The organism is Nonomuraea sp. NPDC003214, from assembly GCF_053590035.1.
The window spans coordinates 64178-80394 of record NZ_JBSFSX010000019.1; the positions used below are offsets into that span (position 1 = coordinate 64178).

The following is a 16217-nucleotide window of genomic DNA, read 5'->3' on the forward strand; positions in this document are numbered from 1 at the left end:
CGGTTTCTACTCTTCGTTGCGAGACTTCGGCTCCCTGCTCGCCTGTTTGAGAGCGAGCCGCAACGCGTACTCGATCTGCGCGTTGACGCTGCGGAGATCGTCGGCCGCCCACTTGGCTATCGCGTCGTAGACGGCCGGATCCAGGCGCAGCAGGAGCTTCTTGCGCTCAGGCATACAGGCTGCCGGCGTTCACCACCGGCTGCGTCGCCCGGTCGCCGCACAGCACGACCAGGAGGTTGGACACCATCTGCGCCTTGCGCTCCTCGTCGAGGTCGACGACCCCCTCGGCGGCGAGCCGGTCGAGCGCGAGCTGGACCATGCCCACCGCGCCCTCGACGATCCGGGTGCGGGCCGCGACCACCTGGCCGGCCTGCTGGCGGACCAGCATCGCCTGGGCGATCTCGGGCGCGTAGGCGAGGTGCGTGATGCGGGCCTCCAGCACCTCGATCCCGGCCAGCTCGGTGCGGTCGCGCAGCTCGGCGGTGAGCTCGGTGGCCACCTCCGCGCCGTCGCGCAGGCTGGTGCGCTCGGGCAGGTGCGAGTCGTACGGGTGGCTGGTGGCCAGGTGACGCACGGCGGCCTCGGACTGGATGGCCACGTACTCCTCGTAGTCGTCGACGGCGAACACCGCCTTGGCCGTGTCGACGGCACGGTAGACGACCACGGCGGCGATCTCCACCGGGTTGCCGTCGGCGTCGTTGACCTTGAGCTTGGTCGTCTCGAAGTTACGCACCCGCAGCGTGACCATGCGCTTGGTGGTGAACGGCAGCACCCACTGGAACCCGGCCTCCGACACCGACCCGACATAGCGCCCGAGGAACTGCACGACCTTGGACTCGTTCGGGTTGACCACCGTGAAGCCGGTGGAGAGCAGCGCCGCCAGCACGAGCCAGCCGATGCCCGGCGCGAGCAGCGACTCCGGGCCGCCCGGCAGCCAGACGGCCGCCACGATGCCGCCGAGCAGCAGCAGAGCGAGCAGCACCACGAAACCGTTGATGCGGAAAGCACGTCGTTCCATCGCGACCCCTTGCTATCGAAGTGATATCACCACGATAGCTCATCTAGTCTCGTGACGTGAACGTGCGATCCCTGGCGACCGGCCAGCGCTCCCTCGGCGACCCGACCATCGGCTATCCGCTCCGCCCGCCGCTCACCCGCGGCTGCCCCCGCACCAGCACCGCCGAGCTGGCCTACCCCGTCGAGGTCGACTACGACTACGCCCGCGTGCCCGGCGACCTGTTCGACCAGCCCGCCCTGCCCGACATCGCCCGCTGGCAGCCGCTGCTCCCGCCGCTGCTCGCGCCCACCCTCGGCGAAGGCGGCACCCCGCTCCTGGAGCTCTGCGGCGTCCACGTCAAGGACGAGTCCCGCAACCCCACCTGGTCGCACAAGGACCGCCTCAACCGCGTCGCCGTCAGCGCCGCACTCGCCGAGAACGCGCCCGGCGTCGTCGTCGCCTCCTCCGGCAACCACGGCGCCGCCGCGGCCGCCTACGCCGCCCGCGCCGGACTCCCCGCGATCGTCCTCGCCTCCGCCGACTCGCCGCCCGCCGTCCAGTCCTTCGTCCGCGCGTACGGGGCCACCGTGCACACCGTGCCCGTCGAACAGCGCTGGCCCATGCTGCGCGACATCGTCGACCGGCTCGGCTACCACCCCGTCAGCAACCAGACCGTCACCCACACCGGGCACCCCTACGGCGCCGAGGGCTACAAGACGATCGCCTACGAGCTCCACGCCCAGCTCGGGCGCGCACCGGCCGCCGTGTTCACCCCCACCGGCTACGGCGAGCTGCTGTACGGGGTGTGGAAAGGGTTCGCCGAGCTCGTACGGCTCGGCGTCGTCCCCGCCGCGCCCCGCATGTTCTCCTGCGAACCGGCCGCCGGCGGGCCCAACGCCCGCGCCCTCGCCACCGGCGCGCCCGCCGCCGTCGTCGACATCACCCCCACCGACGCGTACGGGATCGCCTGCACCGTCGGCGGGCACCGGGGCGTCCGCGCCGTCACCGACAGCGGCGGCGGCGCGCTGGCCGTCACCGACGCCGAACTCCGCGCCGCCCAGCGCGACCTGGCCCGCCAAGGGCTCTGGCAGGAACTGTCAGGCGCCGCCGGGCTGGCCGGCTACCGCAAGCTGCGCCAGGAGTTCGACGGGCCCGTGGTCTGCGTCGCCACGTCCAGCGGCTTCAAGGACATCGGCGTCGGATCAGCGCTTCAGCCAGACGCGTAGCGGCCCGGCCGGGACGAAGCCGTGCGCCACCGCCGGAGCCGGGTCCGGCTCGTACCCGACCAGCGGCAGGCGCGGGAACAGCGCCGCCGCCATCGCGACCACCCCCGGCCAGGCGGCCTCGCCCCACACGTTCGACACCCCCACCACCGAGGCCCGCCGCGACAGGTTGAGCACCGCCCCGCCGTCCTCGCCGCGCAGGATCGCCACGTCCTCCTCGCCGAGCAGCCCGCCCGGGAACAGCCCCGGCTGCTCGCCGTCGAAACACGCCTCGGCCCAGGCTGCCAGCTCGTCCTTCTCGCGCACCACCGCCCAGCCCCGCACGTCACCCGGACCAGGGGCCGCCCGATGGATCCAGGTCGCCTCGAACAGCACCCCGAACCCCGCCGCCGCCAGATCCAGCGTCGCGAAACTGTCCTTCACCGACGCCCCCGGCCCCGCGTCGATCCCCGCCAGCACCTCGGCCGCCGTCGCCTCCGGCGACAGCGTGACCGCGTCCGGGTAGAAGATCGGCGTCCGGACCGGGTTCGTCCACACCCTCTCGGAGAACACCCCCGGCAGCCCGTGCGCGCGGCACAGCGCGTCACACCACTCGGCATTGTTCAGGGCGGCAGCCTGGCTGATCATCTGGTCCGTTTCGTAGGAGTCGCCGTGAACGGATCCTCCGGCCACGGATGCTTGGGATAACGGCCGCGCATCTCGGCCCGCACCGAACGGTAGCCGTCCCGCCAGAACGACGCCAGATCCGCCGTCACCGCCAACGGACGCCCCGCCGGAGACAGCAGATGCACCAGCAACGGCACCCCCGCGATCCGCGGCGTCTCCACCCAGCCGAACAACTCCTGCAACTTGACCGCCAGCACCGGCTGCTCACCCGAATAGTCCAGCCGCACCAGTGACCCCGACGGCACCTCCACCCGCTCCGGCGCCGTCACCTCCAGCCGCTCACTCCACGGCACCAGCCTGCGCAACGCCGACGCCACGTCGATCCGCTCCAGATCCGCCCGCCGCCGCGCCCTCGACAACTCCGGCTCCAGCCACCGATCCGCCAGCTCCACCAGCCGATCCACCGGCGGCCACGGCTCACCCACCGCCCGATGGCAGAACGCCAGCCGGTCCCGCACCGCGCGCGCCGCCTTCGTCCACGTCAACACCTCTTCCGTACGCAGGCCGTGCAGGAGGGCGTCACGCACGTCGGCATCCGGCAGCGGGGCGCTCGACAGCTCGATCGCGCCCAGCCGCTCGACCACCCGCGCCGACACGTCCCCGCGACGGCTGCCCGGCGGGACCTTCCAGGCCACCTCCTCCTCGACCGTCACCGGATGCGCCTGACGGGCGATCTCCTCGTCGATCGCCACCGCCTGCCGGATCCGCGCCGACGCCGCCCCCGCCTGACGGTCCGCCACGGCGATGGCCAGCCACTGCGCGCTCGCCAGCCTCGACCCCTCCCCGAGCTGCGCCTCCGTGCCGGACGCCATCAAATACCCGCCGCCCCGGCGCCGCGCCACCCGCTCAGGGAACGCCAACGCCACCGCCACCCCCGCCACCGCCTCAACGGAGGAACCGGCTCCCCCGGCACCCGCCGTAGCCCGGGAGCCCACCGCAGCCCGTCCAGCCGTCCCGGGGTGCGGGAGCGCTTCGGAGGGGGTGGCCGTCCCGGACGTCGGGGTCCCCTCGGAGGGGGTGGCCGTCCCGGACGTCGGGGCCGTTTCGGAGGGCGGGGCCGCCGCAGCCCCGGAGGCCGCTCTGGAGGAACCGGTCGCGCCACCCGGCGGGCCTGCCGCCCCTGAGGCCGTTCCCCGCCGGGAGCCAGCCGCAGCCCGCCCGGCCGCCCCGGGGTGCGGGGCCGCCGCCCCCGAGGCCGCGCCACCCGGCGGGACTGCCGCCCCGGAGGCCGTTCCCGGGCGGGAGCCCGCCGCAGGCCGTCCGGGCGTCTCGGGGTGCGGGGCCGCTTCGGTGGGTGGGGTTCCCCTGGAGGGGGCGGCCGCCTGGCGGCGAGGGGGCGCAACCCCTCCGCCCTTCCTCGGGGGCGGGGGTGCTTCGGTGGGGGTGGAGGGTGGGCGGGAGGCGGTCAGGCGGCGGGTTTCTTGGCGCCAGCGGGTGGTGAAGGGGTCGTTGCCTCGGCGGGCGGAGCGCCAGACTTCGACGAGGTCGTCGGAGGCATCGCGCGGGAGGGGCTCGGACAGCAGGGCGATCACTTCGGCGGCGCCGGGGCCGAGGTCGAGGAGGGCGCGGGCGAGGCGGGGTTCGACGCCGGCGAGGGCCATGCGGCGGCCGTGGGCCGTCACGCGGCCGGCGAGGTCGACGGCGCCGAGGGTGGCGAGGGTGCGGAGGGCGGCGGCGAGGGCGGCGGGCGGCGGCGGGTCGAGGAGGGCGAGGTCGGTGCTGCCCCAGCAGGCGGCCTGGAGGGCGAAGGCCGTGAGGTCGGCGAGCGCGATCTCGGGCCGTGGGTGTTCGGCGAGGCGTTCGTGCTCGGCGGCGGACCAGCACCGGTAGACGGTCCCGGGGGCTTCCCGGCCGGCGCGTCCGGCGCGCTGGTCGGCGGACGCCCTGGACACCCGGACGGTGGTGAGGGAGCCGAGGCCGCGGGCGTGGTCGGTGCGGGGTTCGCGGGCCAGCCCGGAGTCGACGACGACGCGGACGCCGGGCACGGTGAGGCTCGATTCGGCGACGGAGGTGGCCAGCACGACGCGCCGGGACGTGCCGGGTGACAGGACGGCGTCCTGGACGCGGGCGGGGGCCTGGCCGTGGACCTGGAGCACGTTGACGCCGGGCAGCATGGCGGCCACCCGGCCGATCTCGCCGACGCCGGGCAGGAAGCACAGCACGTCGCCGTCCCGTTCGGCGAGCGCGCGGCGTACGGTCTGGGCGACGTGGGCGAGCAGGGCGGGGTCGACGCGCAGCCCGTGCGGAGGGGAGACGGGGCGGGGCGGTGGCGCCCACACGGTCTCGACGGGGTGGGTGGCGCCGGTGGCGCGGACGACGGGGGCGTCGCCGAGCAGGCGGGACCACTGGCCGGCGTCGGCGGTGGCGGAGGTGGCGATGAGGCGCAGCTCGGGCCGGAGGGTGTCGCGTACGTCGAGGAGGAACGCCAGCGCCGTGTCGGCGTCGAGGTGGCGTTCGTGGCATTCGTCCAGCATGACCGCGTCGACGCCGGGCAGTTCGGGGTCGCGTTGGAGGCGTTGCAGCAGGACGCCGGTGGTGACGACCTCGACCTTGGGGTTGGCGCCGGTGTGCCGTTCGCCGCGGATGGTGTAGCTGACGCCCATGCGCCGGGCGGCGGCGCGTACGGCGAGGCGGCGGGGTTCGGCGACGAGCACGCGCAGCCCGGTGGCGGCGAGGGCGAGCGGGACGACGGTGGTCTTGCCGGTGCCGGGCGGTGCGGTCAGGACGGCGCTGCCGTCGCGGTCGAGGGCGGCGAGCAGGTCGGGCAGGACGTCGTGGATGGGCAGGTCAGGCATGCCCGCCCACGGGTGTCGCGAGGAGGACGGAGTCGAGCAGGCCGGGGAAGCGGGCCTCCAGGTCGTCGCGCCGCAGGCTCATGTACTTGAGCCTGCCTTCCTGCTTGGTGAGGACGAGGCCGGCCTCGCGCAGGGTGCGGTAGTGGTGCGAGGCGGTGGACTTGTGCACGCCGAGCGAGTCGCCGGCGACGGTGCAGGTCATCTCGCCGTACGCGGCCAGCCGGGCGACGATCTCCAGCCGGATCGGGTCGGACAGCGCGCGCAGAACCTCCGTGAGCTGGATGTCGTCGGTGGCCGGGTGCGGAAGCAGGCGCATACCCGACACGATACCCAATTTTATTGTTTGACAACTATCCAACAATGCTTCAGCGTGTGTGGAGTGAATCGTCCCCTTTACCCGTTGGCCGCCGGCAACTTCGCCGTCGGCACCGGCATGTTCGTCACCGCCGGCCTGCTCGCGCCCATCTCCGGCGACCTGAACGTCTCCACCGCGGCGGCCGGGCAGCTGATGACCGTGTTCGCGCTGGCGTACGCGGTGCTGTCGCCCGTGCTCGCCGCCGTGACCGCGCGGCTGCCCCGCAAGAGGCTGCTGCTGATCGCGCTGGGCGTGTTCGTGCTCGGCAACGCGTTGACGGCGCTCGCGCCGACCTACCCCCTCCTCATGGCGACCCGGGTGCTGGCGGCGGCGGGGGCCGCCATGTTCACGCCGACCGCGTCGGGCGTGGCGAACGCGCTGGCCAGGCCCGAGCACCGGGGGCGGGCGCTGGCGGTGGTGCTGGGCGGGCTGAGCGTGTCGTCGGCGATCGGCGTGCCGCTCGGCACCTGGCTGGGCACGGCGTCCGGGTGGCGGACGACGATCTGGCTGGTGACGGGGCTGGGCGTGCTGGGGTTCGCCGGGGTGGCGGCGCTGGTGCCCGACGTGCGGACGGCCGTCTCGGGCCGGCTGGCCGAGCGGTTCGCGCCGCTGGCCGACCGGCGGGTGCTGGCGGTGCTGACGACGCAGTTGCTGATGTTCGGCGCCGGGTTCACCGCCTACACCTACATCGGGTCGCTGATCGACCTGCCGCTGCCGGTCGTGCTGTGGGCATGGGGCATCGGCGCGATCGTGGGCAGCCACCTCGGCGGCCGGCTCACCGACGCGTACGGGCCGCGCCGCATGGTGCTGATCGGGCTGGCCGCGTCCACGGTGTTCCTGGCGCTCATCCCGGTCGCGAACCTGGCGCTGCCGGTCGGGCTGCTGTGGGCGCTGCTCTGGGGCGCGCTCGGCTGGCTGATCGCCCCGGCGCAGCAGTATCGGATCGTCTCCGTCCTGCCGGGCAACGTGCCGGTCGGGCTCGGCCTGCTCTCCTCGGCCCAGTACGCGGGCCTCGTCGTCGCGGGCGTGGCCGGCGGCCTCGCGCTCGACGGGTGGGGCAGGGCCGGGGTGATCGCCCTGGCCACGGCGATCGGGGCCGTCTCGGTGCTGTTCACGCTGGCCACCTACAGGCCCGCCGCCGAACGTGAAAGCGTGCCGCAGACCGTGGGGTGATGGGGAAGAATGTCCCGGTGTCTGATACCCCCGCCCCTCCGCAGACCGACCCCCGCGACGAACCCGCCCCGCTCGGGCTGATGGTGCTCCTCACCGGCGGAAGCGCCGTCGTGATCATCCTCGCGGTGACGTTCCTCTCCGGCTCCGCCGGCCTGCGCCCGCTGCTCCTCGGCCCGATCATGCTGGTCGGGTACGAGGTCCTGGTCCACGAGGTGTGGTGGAAGCGCTGGTGGGGGGCCGTCCCGGGGGCGATCGCCGGGCTGGTGACCTACTTCGAGGGACGCGCCATGCTGGCCGACCTCATCGGCGACGCCTGGGCCCACCCGCTGGCCTTCGTCACCGCCTGGGTCCTGTTCGCCGTCGTCTTCTGCCTGGCCAGCCGCTACCCGCGAACGGACTTCACGGCACAGAAGTCCGCTTCCTGAACGGCACGGGTGCAGAAACCTCCGCTACCGGAGCTGATTTGTAGCAACGCGGCTGACTTCTGTCATGCCGGACGCTTCCGGCGCACTTCCCGATCATGCTCGTTCTCGCCCACCTTTCTATGTCGGAACCTCATGAACCTCATGAGACGTGGACCGAGAAAGGGCGAACGGACATGACATCGACAGCGCCAGGCCCGGCGCGTGACCGCCGGGCAGCGACGCGGTGATCGAGCCGCCACGACGTCCCCGGCCGCCGCAGGCCGTTCCAGGGGACGCCCCGGCCACGGCGATGAGCACCCGGGTGCAGGCCATGCGCGCCGACTTCGTCGACTTCGCCGCACGGGAGCACAGCCGGGTGATCCGCTTCCTGATGCGCGGCGGCGCCTCGCTCGCCGACAGCCAGGACGCCGCGCAGGAGGCGTTCACGCAGGCGTGGCGGCTGATCAACAGCGAGCCGGAGGCGTGGGCGCGGGTTCAGGAGCCGCTGGGCTGGATGTTCAAGGTCGCCGGCCGGTGCCTGAGCCGCCCGCCGGGGGAGAGCCGCCGGCGGGTGAGCACGGTCCCGGTCGCCGACGTCCCGGAGACGGCCGCGCGCGCCGACGATCCGGCGGACCTCATCGGCCCCGCCGTGGACGTGCTGGCCGCCCTGCGGGACCTGCCGCCGGACCAGCGGCTGGCCATCCGGTACCGGATGGACGACCAGCCCAACTCCGCCGTCGCCGCCGCTCTGGGGCTGACGGAGCAGCAGGCCGCGGACCTGGTCAAGAAGGCGCGCGTCGTGCTCAGGTACCGGCTCGCGGAGTATCGGACCCGGAAGGGGGCCGCGTCCCATGACCGATCACCGTGACGACCTCCCCCTCACCGACGAGGAGCTCGACGACCTGCTCGACCAGGCGGACGCCGACCTGCTGGCGTACGTGCGCGCGCACACCGATGTCGGCGGCCTGCTCAACTCCATGCTGGAGATCCGCCCGGCGGTGCAGCCGCCGCCTCCGGCCGCCGCCGAGCTCTTCCACGCGCGGCTGCGGCTGCGCGAGATCGAGAGGTCCCTGACGCGGGCGGACGCGCACGCCCGGGCCCTGGCCGCGTCGTTCCGCGACGCGCGCGCCGACGAGCTGACGCAGGCCGTCGACCGCGCTCTGGACAGCGCCAGGTCGGGCGATCTCAGCCGGACCCCTGACCTGCTCCGGGCGCTCACGGTGGCGCTGGCCCGCGCGGTGGCGGTCGCGCTCGCCTGTTATCCCCGGCGCGGGGGCGGCTCGCCCGGCGCCCTGGTGGCACGGCCGCCGCTGGACACGCTGATCGTGGCGATCGCGCGCGGCCTGTCGGACGCGGGCGACCTCGCCGCCGACCTGCCCGGCGCGGCCGAGCCCGGGGCCGCCCTGGACGTGTCGGGAGCGGATCTGTCCGACCTGCGGCTGATGTCGCCGGACCTGCTGCACGGCGTCGTCTGGGACGCCGGGACGGTGTGGCCGTCCGGCCTGGGCGAGGTCGTGGGCAGCATGTCGGAGGAGGTGTGCGAGGGGGTCTACCGGGTGGTCTTCGGCGAGGACGTCATCACCCTTGGACCGGAATCCAGCCCAGGCTGACCGCGAGGATGACGAAGACGCCGAGCAGGATGCGGTAGATCACGAAGCCGGTGAAGCGGTGGGTGCTGATGTAGCGCAGGAACCAGGCCACCGCCGCGTAGCCGACGATGAACGAGATCACCGTGGCCAGGATCGTCGGCCCCCAGTCGGGCGCGTCGCCGTTGCCGATCTCGGCCAGCTCCAGCAGCCCCGACGCCAGGACGGCCGGGATGGCCAGCAGGAAGGAGTATTTGGCCGCGGCCTCCCGCCGGTAGTCGAGCAGGAGGCCGGCCGTGATCGTGCCGCCGGAGCGGGAGACGCCGGGGATGAGGGCCAGCGACTGGGCGAAGCCGTAGACGACCGCGTGGGTCACGTTGAGGTGCTTCTCCAGCGTGAGCTTGTTGCGCGCGGTGCGGTCGGCGAACCACAGGATGATGCCGAAGACGATGAGCGTGGTGCCGACCAGGCGCAGGTCACGGAAGGCGCCCTCGATCTGGTCCTTCAGCACCAGGCCGAGCACGCCGATCGGGATGGTGCCGACGATGACGTACCAGCCCATGCGGGCGGCGAAGTGATCGCGCAGCTCGGGCTTGAACAGCGAGCGCGTCCAGGTGGAGATGATCTCCCAGAGCTCTTTCCTGAAGTAGATCAGCACGGCCGCCTCGGTGCCGAGCTGGATCACGGCGGTGAACGCCGCCCCCGGGTCGTCCCAGCCGAGAAACGCCGAGACGACGCGGATGTGCGCGCTGGAGGAGATCGGCAGGAACTCCGTGAGCCCCTGCAGCAGCCCCAGCACCACTGCTTCCATCCAGCCGATCACGTGCGCACCTTCCCCAGGAACCACCGGAGTGAACGAGGTGAGGCTAGCGGAAACGGGGACCGCCGGAGGGCCCCGCGAAACGTCCAGGCGAGGAGGACAGCCCATGTTCACCCGACGGTTCACGAAAATTCATGACGAACGGTGTCGGCCGATTGTGGCCACGGCCGAGTAATGATCGGTGATGGACTCCTTCGCCGAATACGTGACGCAGCGGTCCGTGCGGTTGCGCCGCACGGCCTACCTGCTCGCGGGCGACTGGGCCACGGCCGAGGACCTGGTGCAGACGGCTCTCGCCCGCGCCTGGACGGCCTGGCGGCGCATCGAGGGCGATCCGGACCCGTACGTGTACCGCATCCTCACCAACGCCCACGCGTCCTGGTGGCGCAGGCGGTGGCGCGGCGAGGTGCCGGTGGAACGGGTGCCGGAGGCGGCGGCGCCGGGCGACTTCACCCGCGACGTGACGGAGAAGGACGCGCTGTGGGCGGCGATCCGCGGGCTGTCGGACCGGCAGCGGGCGGTGGTCGTCCTGCACTACTTCGAGGGGCTGACGCTGCCGCAGTGCGCGGCGGTGCTCGGCTGCTCGCTCGGCACCGTCAAGACCCAGCTCGGCCGCGCCCTGACGCGGCTGCGGGTCCATCCGGCCGTGCGGCTCACGAGGGCGGGGCGATGACCTACACCGAGGACGAACTGCGCGACCTGCTCGCGGAGCTGACGGCGTACGTGCCTGGAAGGACGGCGGACGTGACGAGGATCGTACGGCGGGGCAGGCGGATGCTGCTGGTGCGCTGGGGGGTGGGCGCGGCGCTGACAGGGGCCGCCGCGGCCGCCGTGCTGTGGCTGCTGCCGGGCCCGGCGACCGCCCCGGCTCCGGCACCGGCCGCCCAGCCGTCCGTCACGGGCCGGAGCGGCGGGCCGGACGCGCCCGTCCGCGACCTGGTGATCGGGCGGGACCACCCGCCGGCCCGGCTCGGCGACCTGGTCAGCATCGGCGGCGTGGGGGCCGACAGGTCGGCCATCGGCAACGACGTGAAGGTCAAGCCCACCAGCTCCGGCACCACCGTGGTCTTCACCTGCGAGGACGAGGCGAGCTGGACGGTCTCGTCGGTGAACGGCGCCGGCCGGGTCACCAGGTGCGCCGGCGGGCAGGCCCGTCACACGTTCCGCGCGGGGGAGCTGCCGCGTGACTGGACGGACAGGAAGCAGTCCGTCCGGGTGTGGGTGTTCCCCCCGACGCCGCTGATCACGGAGGTCGCGCTGGACGGCTGCGCGCTGCCGGAGAAGGACAAGGGCATGTGCGACGGCCGGTACGTCGCCGGGGAGCTGGTCCGCTACGACGTCGCGCTCCAGCTCGCCGGCGAGCTGGGCGCCCAGCCAGGGGCGTGGATGGCCGGCGTCTACGACGTGGACTGAGCCCAGGCCGCGGCGAAGTCGGTGAAATCCCGCGCCGGCCGGCCCAGCGCCTCGCGCACCCCGTCGGCCACGTAGGCGTTGCGCCCGTCGAGCACCTCGGTGAACAGCGTGGTCAGCATGGCGACGACGTCGCCTGGGACCCCGTGCTCGGCGGCGCCGGCCGCGTACTGCTCCATCGTGATCGGGATGTAGGCGATCTCCCTTCCTGTGGCCTTGGACAGCTCGGCCGCCGCGTCGGCGAACGTGAGCAGCCTCGGCCCGGTCAGCTCGTACGTCCTGCCGGTGTGGCCGTCCTCGACGAGCGCGGCCACCGCGACGTCGGCGATGTCGTCGGCGTCGACGAACGGCTCGGCCACCTCGCGCGCCGGCAGCGCGATCGCGCCGTCCAGCACCGACTCCAGCAGGTAGCCCTCGGTGAAGTTCTGCATGAACCAGCCGCAGGTGACGACGGTCCACTCCAGGCCCGACTCGCGCACCACCCGCTCGCACGCCTGCGCCTCGGGCTCGTTGCGGCCGGACAGCAGCACCAGCCGCCGCACGCCGGACCGGACGGCCAGCTCGGTGAAGGCGCGGATGTCGTCGAGCGCGCCCGGCACGATCAGGTCGGGCTGGTAGGCGAGGTAGGCGGCGTCCGCCCCCGCGAGGGCGGGCGCCCAGGTGTCACGGTCGGTCCAGTCGAACGGCGGCGTCCCCGAGCGGGAGCCGACCCGGACGGTGTGGCCGAGAGCGGTCAGCTTGTCAGCGATCCGGCGGCCGGTCTTGCCGGTGCCGCCCGTAACCAGGATTGTCATGCCTCCATTAAGCCCGGCCGTGGTGAGACTATCCATGGTTGAGAAGCGCGTTGGCATATGCGATCGTCTAACTCATGGACCATCTGGCAGCGCTGCTCGACGGCCCGCGGGCCCGTGGCGCGTTCCTGCTCCGCTCGATCCTCGACCCGCCGTGGTCGATCCGCATCCAGGACGAGGCCCCGCTGACGCTGGTGGCGATGGTACGGGGCTCGGCCTGGATCGTGCCGTCACGGGGTGCGCTCGTGAGCCTGGCGCCCGGCGACGTGGCGATCGTCCGCGGGCCCGACCCGTACACGGTCGCCGACCAGCCCGAGACCGAGCCGCAGATCGTCATCCACCCCGGCCAGCACTGCACCACCCTGGACGGCGAGTCCCTCTACCAGGCGATGGACCTGGGCGTGCGCACCTGGGGCAACAGTCCCGACGGCGGCACCGTGATGATCACCGGCACCTACCTGATGGAGGGGGAGATCAGCAGGCGGCTGCTGGACGCGCTGCCGCCGCTGCTGGTGCAGCCGGGCGAGCCGCTGATCCCGCTGCTCGGCGCCGAGGTGGTCAGGGACGAGCCCGGCCAGGAGGCGGTGCTCGACCGGCTGCTCGACCTGCTGCTGATCTCGACGCTGCGCTCGTGGTTCGCCGAGCACGAGGCGCCGGGCTGGTATCGGGCGAGCGGTGACCCTATCGTGGGCCGGGCGATGCGCATGCTGCACAACAACCCGGCCCACCCCTGGACGGTCGCCTCGCTGGCCGCCGAGGTGGGCGTCTCGCGTGCCTCGCTGGCCCGGCGGTTCACCGAGCTGGTGGGGGAGCCGCCGATGGCCTTCCTCACCGACTGGCGGCTCGCCCTGGCCGCCGACCTGCTGCGCGAGCCCGACGCGACGGTCGGCTCGGTGGCGCGCAAGGTCGGCTACGGCAGCCCGTTCGCGCTGAGCGCCGCCTTCAAACGGGTGCGCGGCATCAGCCCTCAGGAGCACCGGGCCGGGGCCGCCACGTGAAACCGCTGCTGCTCCTGGACGTCGACGGCGTGCTCAACCCCACCGGGCACGCCACGCCCGACTTCCGGCGCTACCGGTGCACGATCGGCGACATCCTCTACACGGTGCACCTCAACCCCAGGCACGGGCCCCGGCTGATGGAGCTCGCCCTGCGCACCGGCTCCGAGCTGGCCTGGGCGACCACCTGGGAGCGGCACGCCAACGAGTGGATCGCGCCCCGGCTGGGGCTGCCGATGCTGCCGGTGGTCCCGCTGGGGCCCGACCGGGGCAGCCGGCACGGCGAGATGTTCAAGACCCGTTACGTGGCGGACTACGTGGGCAGGCGGCCCTTCGTCTGGTTCGACGACCAGGTCTTCAAGGAGGACGAGGAGTATCTCAGGGCTCATCAGGGTCTGGACGACTTCCTGCTCGTCCACGTGCCTCCCGCACGCGGCCTGACCAGCGAACATCTGGCGCTGGCCCGGGAGTGGCTGACCCTTACAGGGTTTTCTCAGGGGCCCTGACGGGATAGGCGGCGCGCGGTCGTCCGTTGGACCAGTCAGAACGTAACCACACGGAGGACACGATGTACCGCTCACGAGAGCACAGGATCCTGGCCGGCGTCTGCGGCGGTCTCGCCGACAAGATGGGCCTGCCGCCCACCCTCGTCCGCATCATCTGGCTGATCCTCTCGCTCTTCCCCGGGCCGATGTGGGTCGTCTACGCGATCATGTGGATCCTCGTCCCCGAGGAGCCGAAGAAGTACTAGTCCCGCCTATGCTCGAAGCATGGCAAGGCCGCTGACACTCATCCAGGACGAGCTCGTCGACTACGACAAGGCGATGGAGCGCATGGCCGACCTCGTCGGCGAGCGCCAACGGGACGAGCGGCCGGACACGCTCTGGCTGCTCAGCCATCCGTCCGTCTACACCGTCGGCCGCCGCACCCCGGCGGCGCACCTGCCCGACCCGTCGCGCGGCATCCCGGTCGTCGAGACCGGGCGCGGCGGGCAGCTCACCTACCACGGCCCGGGGCAGCTCGTCGGCTACCTCGTCGTCAAGCTGGGGGAGGACGAGGGCATCGTCGACTACGTGCGCGAGGTCGAGCTGCGGCTCGTCGACGCGCTGGGCGCGCTCGGCCTGCCCGCCGAGCGCCGCGACACCCCGCCGGGCTCGGAGCTGCTCACCGGCGTGTGGACGTCGCGGACCGGCCGCAAGATCGTCTCGATCGGCATGCGGCAGAGCCGCGGCGTCACCAGCCACGGCTTCGCCCTCAACGTCGACGGCGACCTCACGCCGTGGGACTGGGCGGTCGCCTGCGGCATGCCGGACGTCGACATGACCTCGCTCAAGCGCGAGCTGGGCGACACCGCGATGGACAAGGTCCGCGCGGCCGTGGCCGCCTCGTTCGAGGCGGCCTGACCACGCATTCAGTACGTCATTCCGCCGGGACCTCGTCGACGGTGCGGCGAGGCCCGGTGAACCAGTGCCTGGCCGACAGCGCCCACCACAGCGCGATGCCGACCAGCACGACCCCGACGGCGATCGGCGCGTAGTTGACCGACGTCCAGGTGAAGTCCGCGTTGCCCGGCACGCCCGCGGGCGAGAACGGCATGACGAAGTACACGCAGACGATGGCGATCTCGACGCAGGCGATCCAGCACAGCGCCTTGTAGCGGCGCCCGAGCGTCCACGGCCCGGGCTCGAAGCGGTCGCCCATGCGCAGCCGCAGCCAGATCGGGATGAGGAACGCCAGGTAGAGCCCGATGACGGCGATCGACACGACGGCGTAGAAGGCGACGGGCGTGGTGAGCCCGGCGGGCGCGTAGAGGGCGGGCAGGGTGATGAGGGCGGCCACCGCGCAGCCGGCCAGGATGGCGTTGACCGGGGTGCGGTTGCGGTCGACCTTGGACCACAGCCGCCAGCCGGGCACCGCGCCGTCGCGGGAGAAGGCGTACGTCATCCGCGACATCGAGGTCACGCAGCTCATGCCGCAGAAGAACTGGCCGATCGTGGAGATCGCGAAGATCGCGGTGGCCAGCGGTGAGGAGAGCGCGGTGGTGAAGATCGCGCCGACGAAGCCGCCCTGCGCGTTGATCTCGTCCACGTTGGTGGCCGCGAACAGGAACGCCAGCAGCAGGATCCAGCCGCCGATCGCCGAGTAGAAGATCGACTGCCAGAGCCCGCGGGCGGCGGTCTTGGCGGCGCCCTGGGTCTCCTCCGACACGTGCGCGCAGGCGTCGAAGCCGGTGATCGTGTACTGCGTGAGCAGGAAGCCGAGCGGCAGCACGTACAGCCAGAAGGGCAGGCCGCCGTCACCGTCGCCGAACCCGGAGTTGTTGATCGTCTCGGTGAAGACGAAGCCGACGGACTGGTGCTGGGCGGGGGCGAAGACGAGGATGGCGACGATGACCGCGGCGCCGGCGACGTGCCACCAGACGGAGATGTTCTGCAGCAGCGAGATCAGCCGGTGGCTGTAGATGTTGATCAGCGCGTGCAGCACCAGGATGATCACGAACAGCAGGAACGCCTGGGGCAGCGTGCCTTCCCAGGCGCCGCCGGTCAGCCGGGTGAGCGTGATGTTGAGGAACGTGGCGCAGCCGTAGTCGACGGAGGCGGTGACGGCGATGAGGCCGATGAGGTTGAGCCAGCCGGTGAACCAGCCGTGGATCGGCTTGCCCAGCTTGGCGGCCCACCAGTAGATGCCGCCCGCCGTCGGGTAGGCGGAGACCAGCTCGGCCATGCAGAAGCCGATGATCAGGATGAACAGGGAGATCAGCGGCCAGCCCCACGAGATGGCGATGGGGCCGCCGTTGTTCCAGGCCTGTCCGAAGGTCGTGAAGCAGCCGGCGAGGATCGAGATGATGGAGAAGGAGATCGCGAAGTTGGAGAAACCGCTCCAGGTCCGGGCCAGCTCCTGTTTGTAGCCGAGCTCGGCGAGTCGCCTGGAATCCTCTTCTGTGGTCACTGAGGTCTCCCTGGGGGGCGCGGAGGACGCTCTTTTGGTCTACGTCTAGACCA

Annotated in this window: 19 protein-coding genes; 11 read left to right on the plus strand and 8 right to left on the minus strand. The window is 72.6% G+C overall.

Annotated elements, in window-relative coordinates:
- Positions 1–6 precede the first annotated feature (6 nt).
- Together ACWDXC_RS39645 and ACWDXC_RS39650 are read right to left on the minus strand one after the other, a co-directional pair.
- Positions 7–174 carry a hypothetical protein gene (locus ACWDXC_RS39645; protein WP_197093811.1) on the minus strand — a complete coding sequence of 56 codons (168 nt, stop codon included), beginning with the start codon at positions 172–174 and terminating at the stop codon, positions 7–9.
- The gene (locus ACWDXC_RS39650; protein ID WP_219511755.1) at positions 167–1018 is read right to left on the minus strand and encodes an SPFH domain-containing protein; all 852 of its coding nucleotides are present in this window, start codon (positions 1016–1018) and stop codon (positions 167–169) included. The genes ACWDXC_RS39645 and ACWDXC_RS39650 overlap by 8 nt, the downstream gene beginning before the upstream one ends.
- A gap of 56 nt (positions 1019–1074) precedes the next feature.
- Here ACWDXC_RS39650 and ACWDXC_RS39655 point away from each other — a divergent pair, with 56 nt between their 5' ends.
- Positions 1075–2223 (plus strand): threonine synthase, encoded by a 1149-nt coding sequence (locus tag ACWDXC_RS39655; protein ID WP_449991199.1) that lies wholly within the window; start codon positions 1075–1077, stop codon positions 2221–2223.
- Here ACWDXC_RS39655 and ACWDXC_RS39660 read toward each other — a convergent pair.
- The 3 genes from ACWDXC_RS39660 to ACWDXC_RS39670 are packed head-to-tail and all read right to left on the minus strand — an operon-like array spanning position 2200 to position 5997.
- A complete protein-coding gene (locus ACWDXC_RS39660; RefSeq protein WP_449991201.1) occupies positions 2200–2847 on the minus strand; it encodes a hypothetical protein in 648 nt (215 codons plus the stop codon). The two genes, ACWDXC_RS39655 and ACWDXC_RS39660, sit on opposite strands and share 24 nt — an antisense overlap.
- Positions 2844–5681, minus strand: a complete 2838-nt coding sequence (locus tag ACWDXC_RS39665; protein WP_449991204.1) for an ATP-dependent helicase C-terminal domain-containing protein — start codon at positions 5679–5681, stop codon at positions 2844–2846. The genes ACWDXC_RS39660 and ACWDXC_RS39665 overlap by 4 nt, the downstream gene beginning before the upstream one ends.
- Positions 5674–5997 (minus strand): ArsR/SmtB family transcription factor, encoded by a 324-nt coding sequence (locus ACWDXC_RS39670; protein WP_449991207.1) that lies wholly within the window; start codon positions 5995–5997, stop codon positions 5674–5676. The genes ACWDXC_RS39665 and ACWDXC_RS39670 overlap by 8 nt, the downstream gene beginning before the upstream one ends.
- A 63-nt stretch (positions 5998–6060) precedes the next feature.
- Between ACWDXC_RS39670 and ACWDXC_RS39675 the strand changes: the two genes are divergently transcribed.
- The 4 genes from ACWDXC_RS39675 (at position 6061) to ACWDXC_RS39690 (ending at position 9223) form a co-directional block, all read left to right on the plus strand.
- Complete coding sequence (locus ACWDXC_RS39675) at positions 6061–7209, plus strand: MFS transporter (RefSeq protein WP_449991210.1); 1149 nt, start codon at positions 6061–6063, stop codon at positions 7207–7209.
- A gap of 17 nt (positions 7210–7226) precedes the next feature.
- Positions 7227–7634, plus strand: coding sequence for a hypothetical protein (locus ACWDXC_RS39680; protein WP_449991213.1), 408 nt, complete (start codon positions 7227–7229; stop codon positions 7632–7634).
- A 223-nt stretch (positions 7635–7857) separates the two neighbouring features.
- A complete protein-coding gene (locus tag ACWDXC_RS39685) occupies positions 7858–8481 on the plus strand; it encodes an RNA polymerase sigma factor (protein WP_449991215.1) in 624 nt (207 codons plus the stop codon).
- Positions 8465–9223 (plus strand): hypothetical protein, encoded by a 759-nt coding sequence (locus tag ACWDXC_RS39690; protein WP_449991217.1) that lies wholly within the window; start codon positions 8465–8467, stop codon positions 9221–9223. Before ACWDXC_RS39685 ends, ACWDXC_RS39690 begins: the two co-directional genes overlap by 17 nt.
- Here the strand turns inward: ACWDXC_RS39690 and ACWDXC_RS39695 are convergent.
- The gene (locus ACWDXC_RS39695; protein WP_449991220.1) at positions 9192–10022 is read right to left on the minus strand and encodes an undecaprenyl-diphosphate phosphatase; all 831 of its coding nucleotides are present in this window, start codon (positions 10020–10022) and stop codon (positions 9192–9194) included. The two genes, ACWDXC_RS39690 and ACWDXC_RS39695, sit on opposite strands and share 32 nt — an antisense overlap.
- A 181-nt stretch (positions 10023–10203) precedes the next feature.
- Between ACWDXC_RS39695 and ACWDXC_RS39700 the strand changes: the two genes are divergently transcribed.
- Both ACWDXC_RS39700 and ACWDXC_RS39705 read left to right on the plus strand, forming a co-directional pair.
- The gene (locus tag ACWDXC_RS39700; protein WP_449991223.1) at positions 10204–10692 is read left to right on the plus strand and encodes a SigE family RNA polymerase sigma factor; all 489 of its coding nucleotides are present in this window, start codon (positions 10204–10206) and stop codon (positions 10690–10692) included.
- Positions 10689–11432 carry a hypothetical protein gene (locus ACWDXC_RS39705; protein WP_449991225.1) on the plus strand — a complete coding sequence of 248 codons (744 nt, stop codon included), beginning with the start codon at positions 10689–10691 and terminating at the stop codon, positions 11430–11432. The genes ACWDXC_RS39700 and ACWDXC_RS39705 overlap by 4 nt, the downstream gene beginning before the upstream one ends.
- On the opposite strand, the gene ACWDXC_RS39710 is transcribed toward ACWDXC_RS39705, so the two are convergent.
- Positions 11417–12223 (minus strand): NAD(P)H-binding protein, encoded by an 807-nt coding sequence (locus ACWDXC_RS39710; RefSeq protein ID WP_219511779.1) that lies wholly within the window; start codon positions 12221–12223, stop codon positions 11417–11419. The two genes, ACWDXC_RS39705 and ACWDXC_RS39710, sit on opposite strands and share 16 nt — an antisense overlap.
- 74 nt (positions 12224–12297) lie before the next feature.
- Between ACWDXC_RS39710 and ACWDXC_RS39715 the strand changes: the two genes are divergently transcribed.
- From ACWDXC_RS39715 to lipB, 4 genes are all read left to right on the plus strand, one after another.
- On the plus strand, positions 12298–13218 hold the full coding sequence (locus ACWDXC_RS39715) for an AraC family transcriptional regulator (protein WP_449991228.1): 921 nt from the start codon (positions 12298–12300) through the stop codon (positions 13216–13218).
- Entirely contained in the window at positions 13215–13721 is a 507-nt protein-coding gene (locus ACWDXC_RS39720; protein ID WP_308126084.1) for an HAD domain-containing protein, read from the plus strand. The genes ACWDXC_RS39715 and ACWDXC_RS39720 overlap by 4 nt, the downstream gene beginning before the upstream one ends.
- A 62-nt stretch (positions 13722–13783) precedes the next feature.
- The gene (locus ACWDXC_RS39725) at positions 13784–13966 is read left to right on the plus strand and encodes a PspC domain-containing protein (protein ID WP_049565582.1); all 183 of its coding nucleotides are present in this window, start codon (positions 13784–13786) and stop codon (positions 13964–13966) included.
- Between the two features lie 19 nt (positions 13967–13985).
- A complete protein-coding gene (lipB, locus tag ACWDXC_RS39730) occupies positions 13986–14618 on the plus strand; it encodes a lipoyl(octanoyl) transferase LipB (protein ID WP_219511782.1) in 633 nt (210 codons plus the stop codon).
- Between the two features lie 16 nt (positions 14619–14634).
- Here lipB and ACWDXC_RS39735 read toward each other — a convergent pair whose 3' ends face one another.
- Positions 14635–16164: an amino acid permease gene (locus ACWDXC_RS39735; RefSeq protein WP_364167540.1), complete on the minus strand. Its 1530-nt coding sequence runs from the start codon at positions 16162–16164 to the stop codon at positions 14635–14637.
- Between the last annotated feature and the right edge of the window lie 53 nt (positions 16165–16217).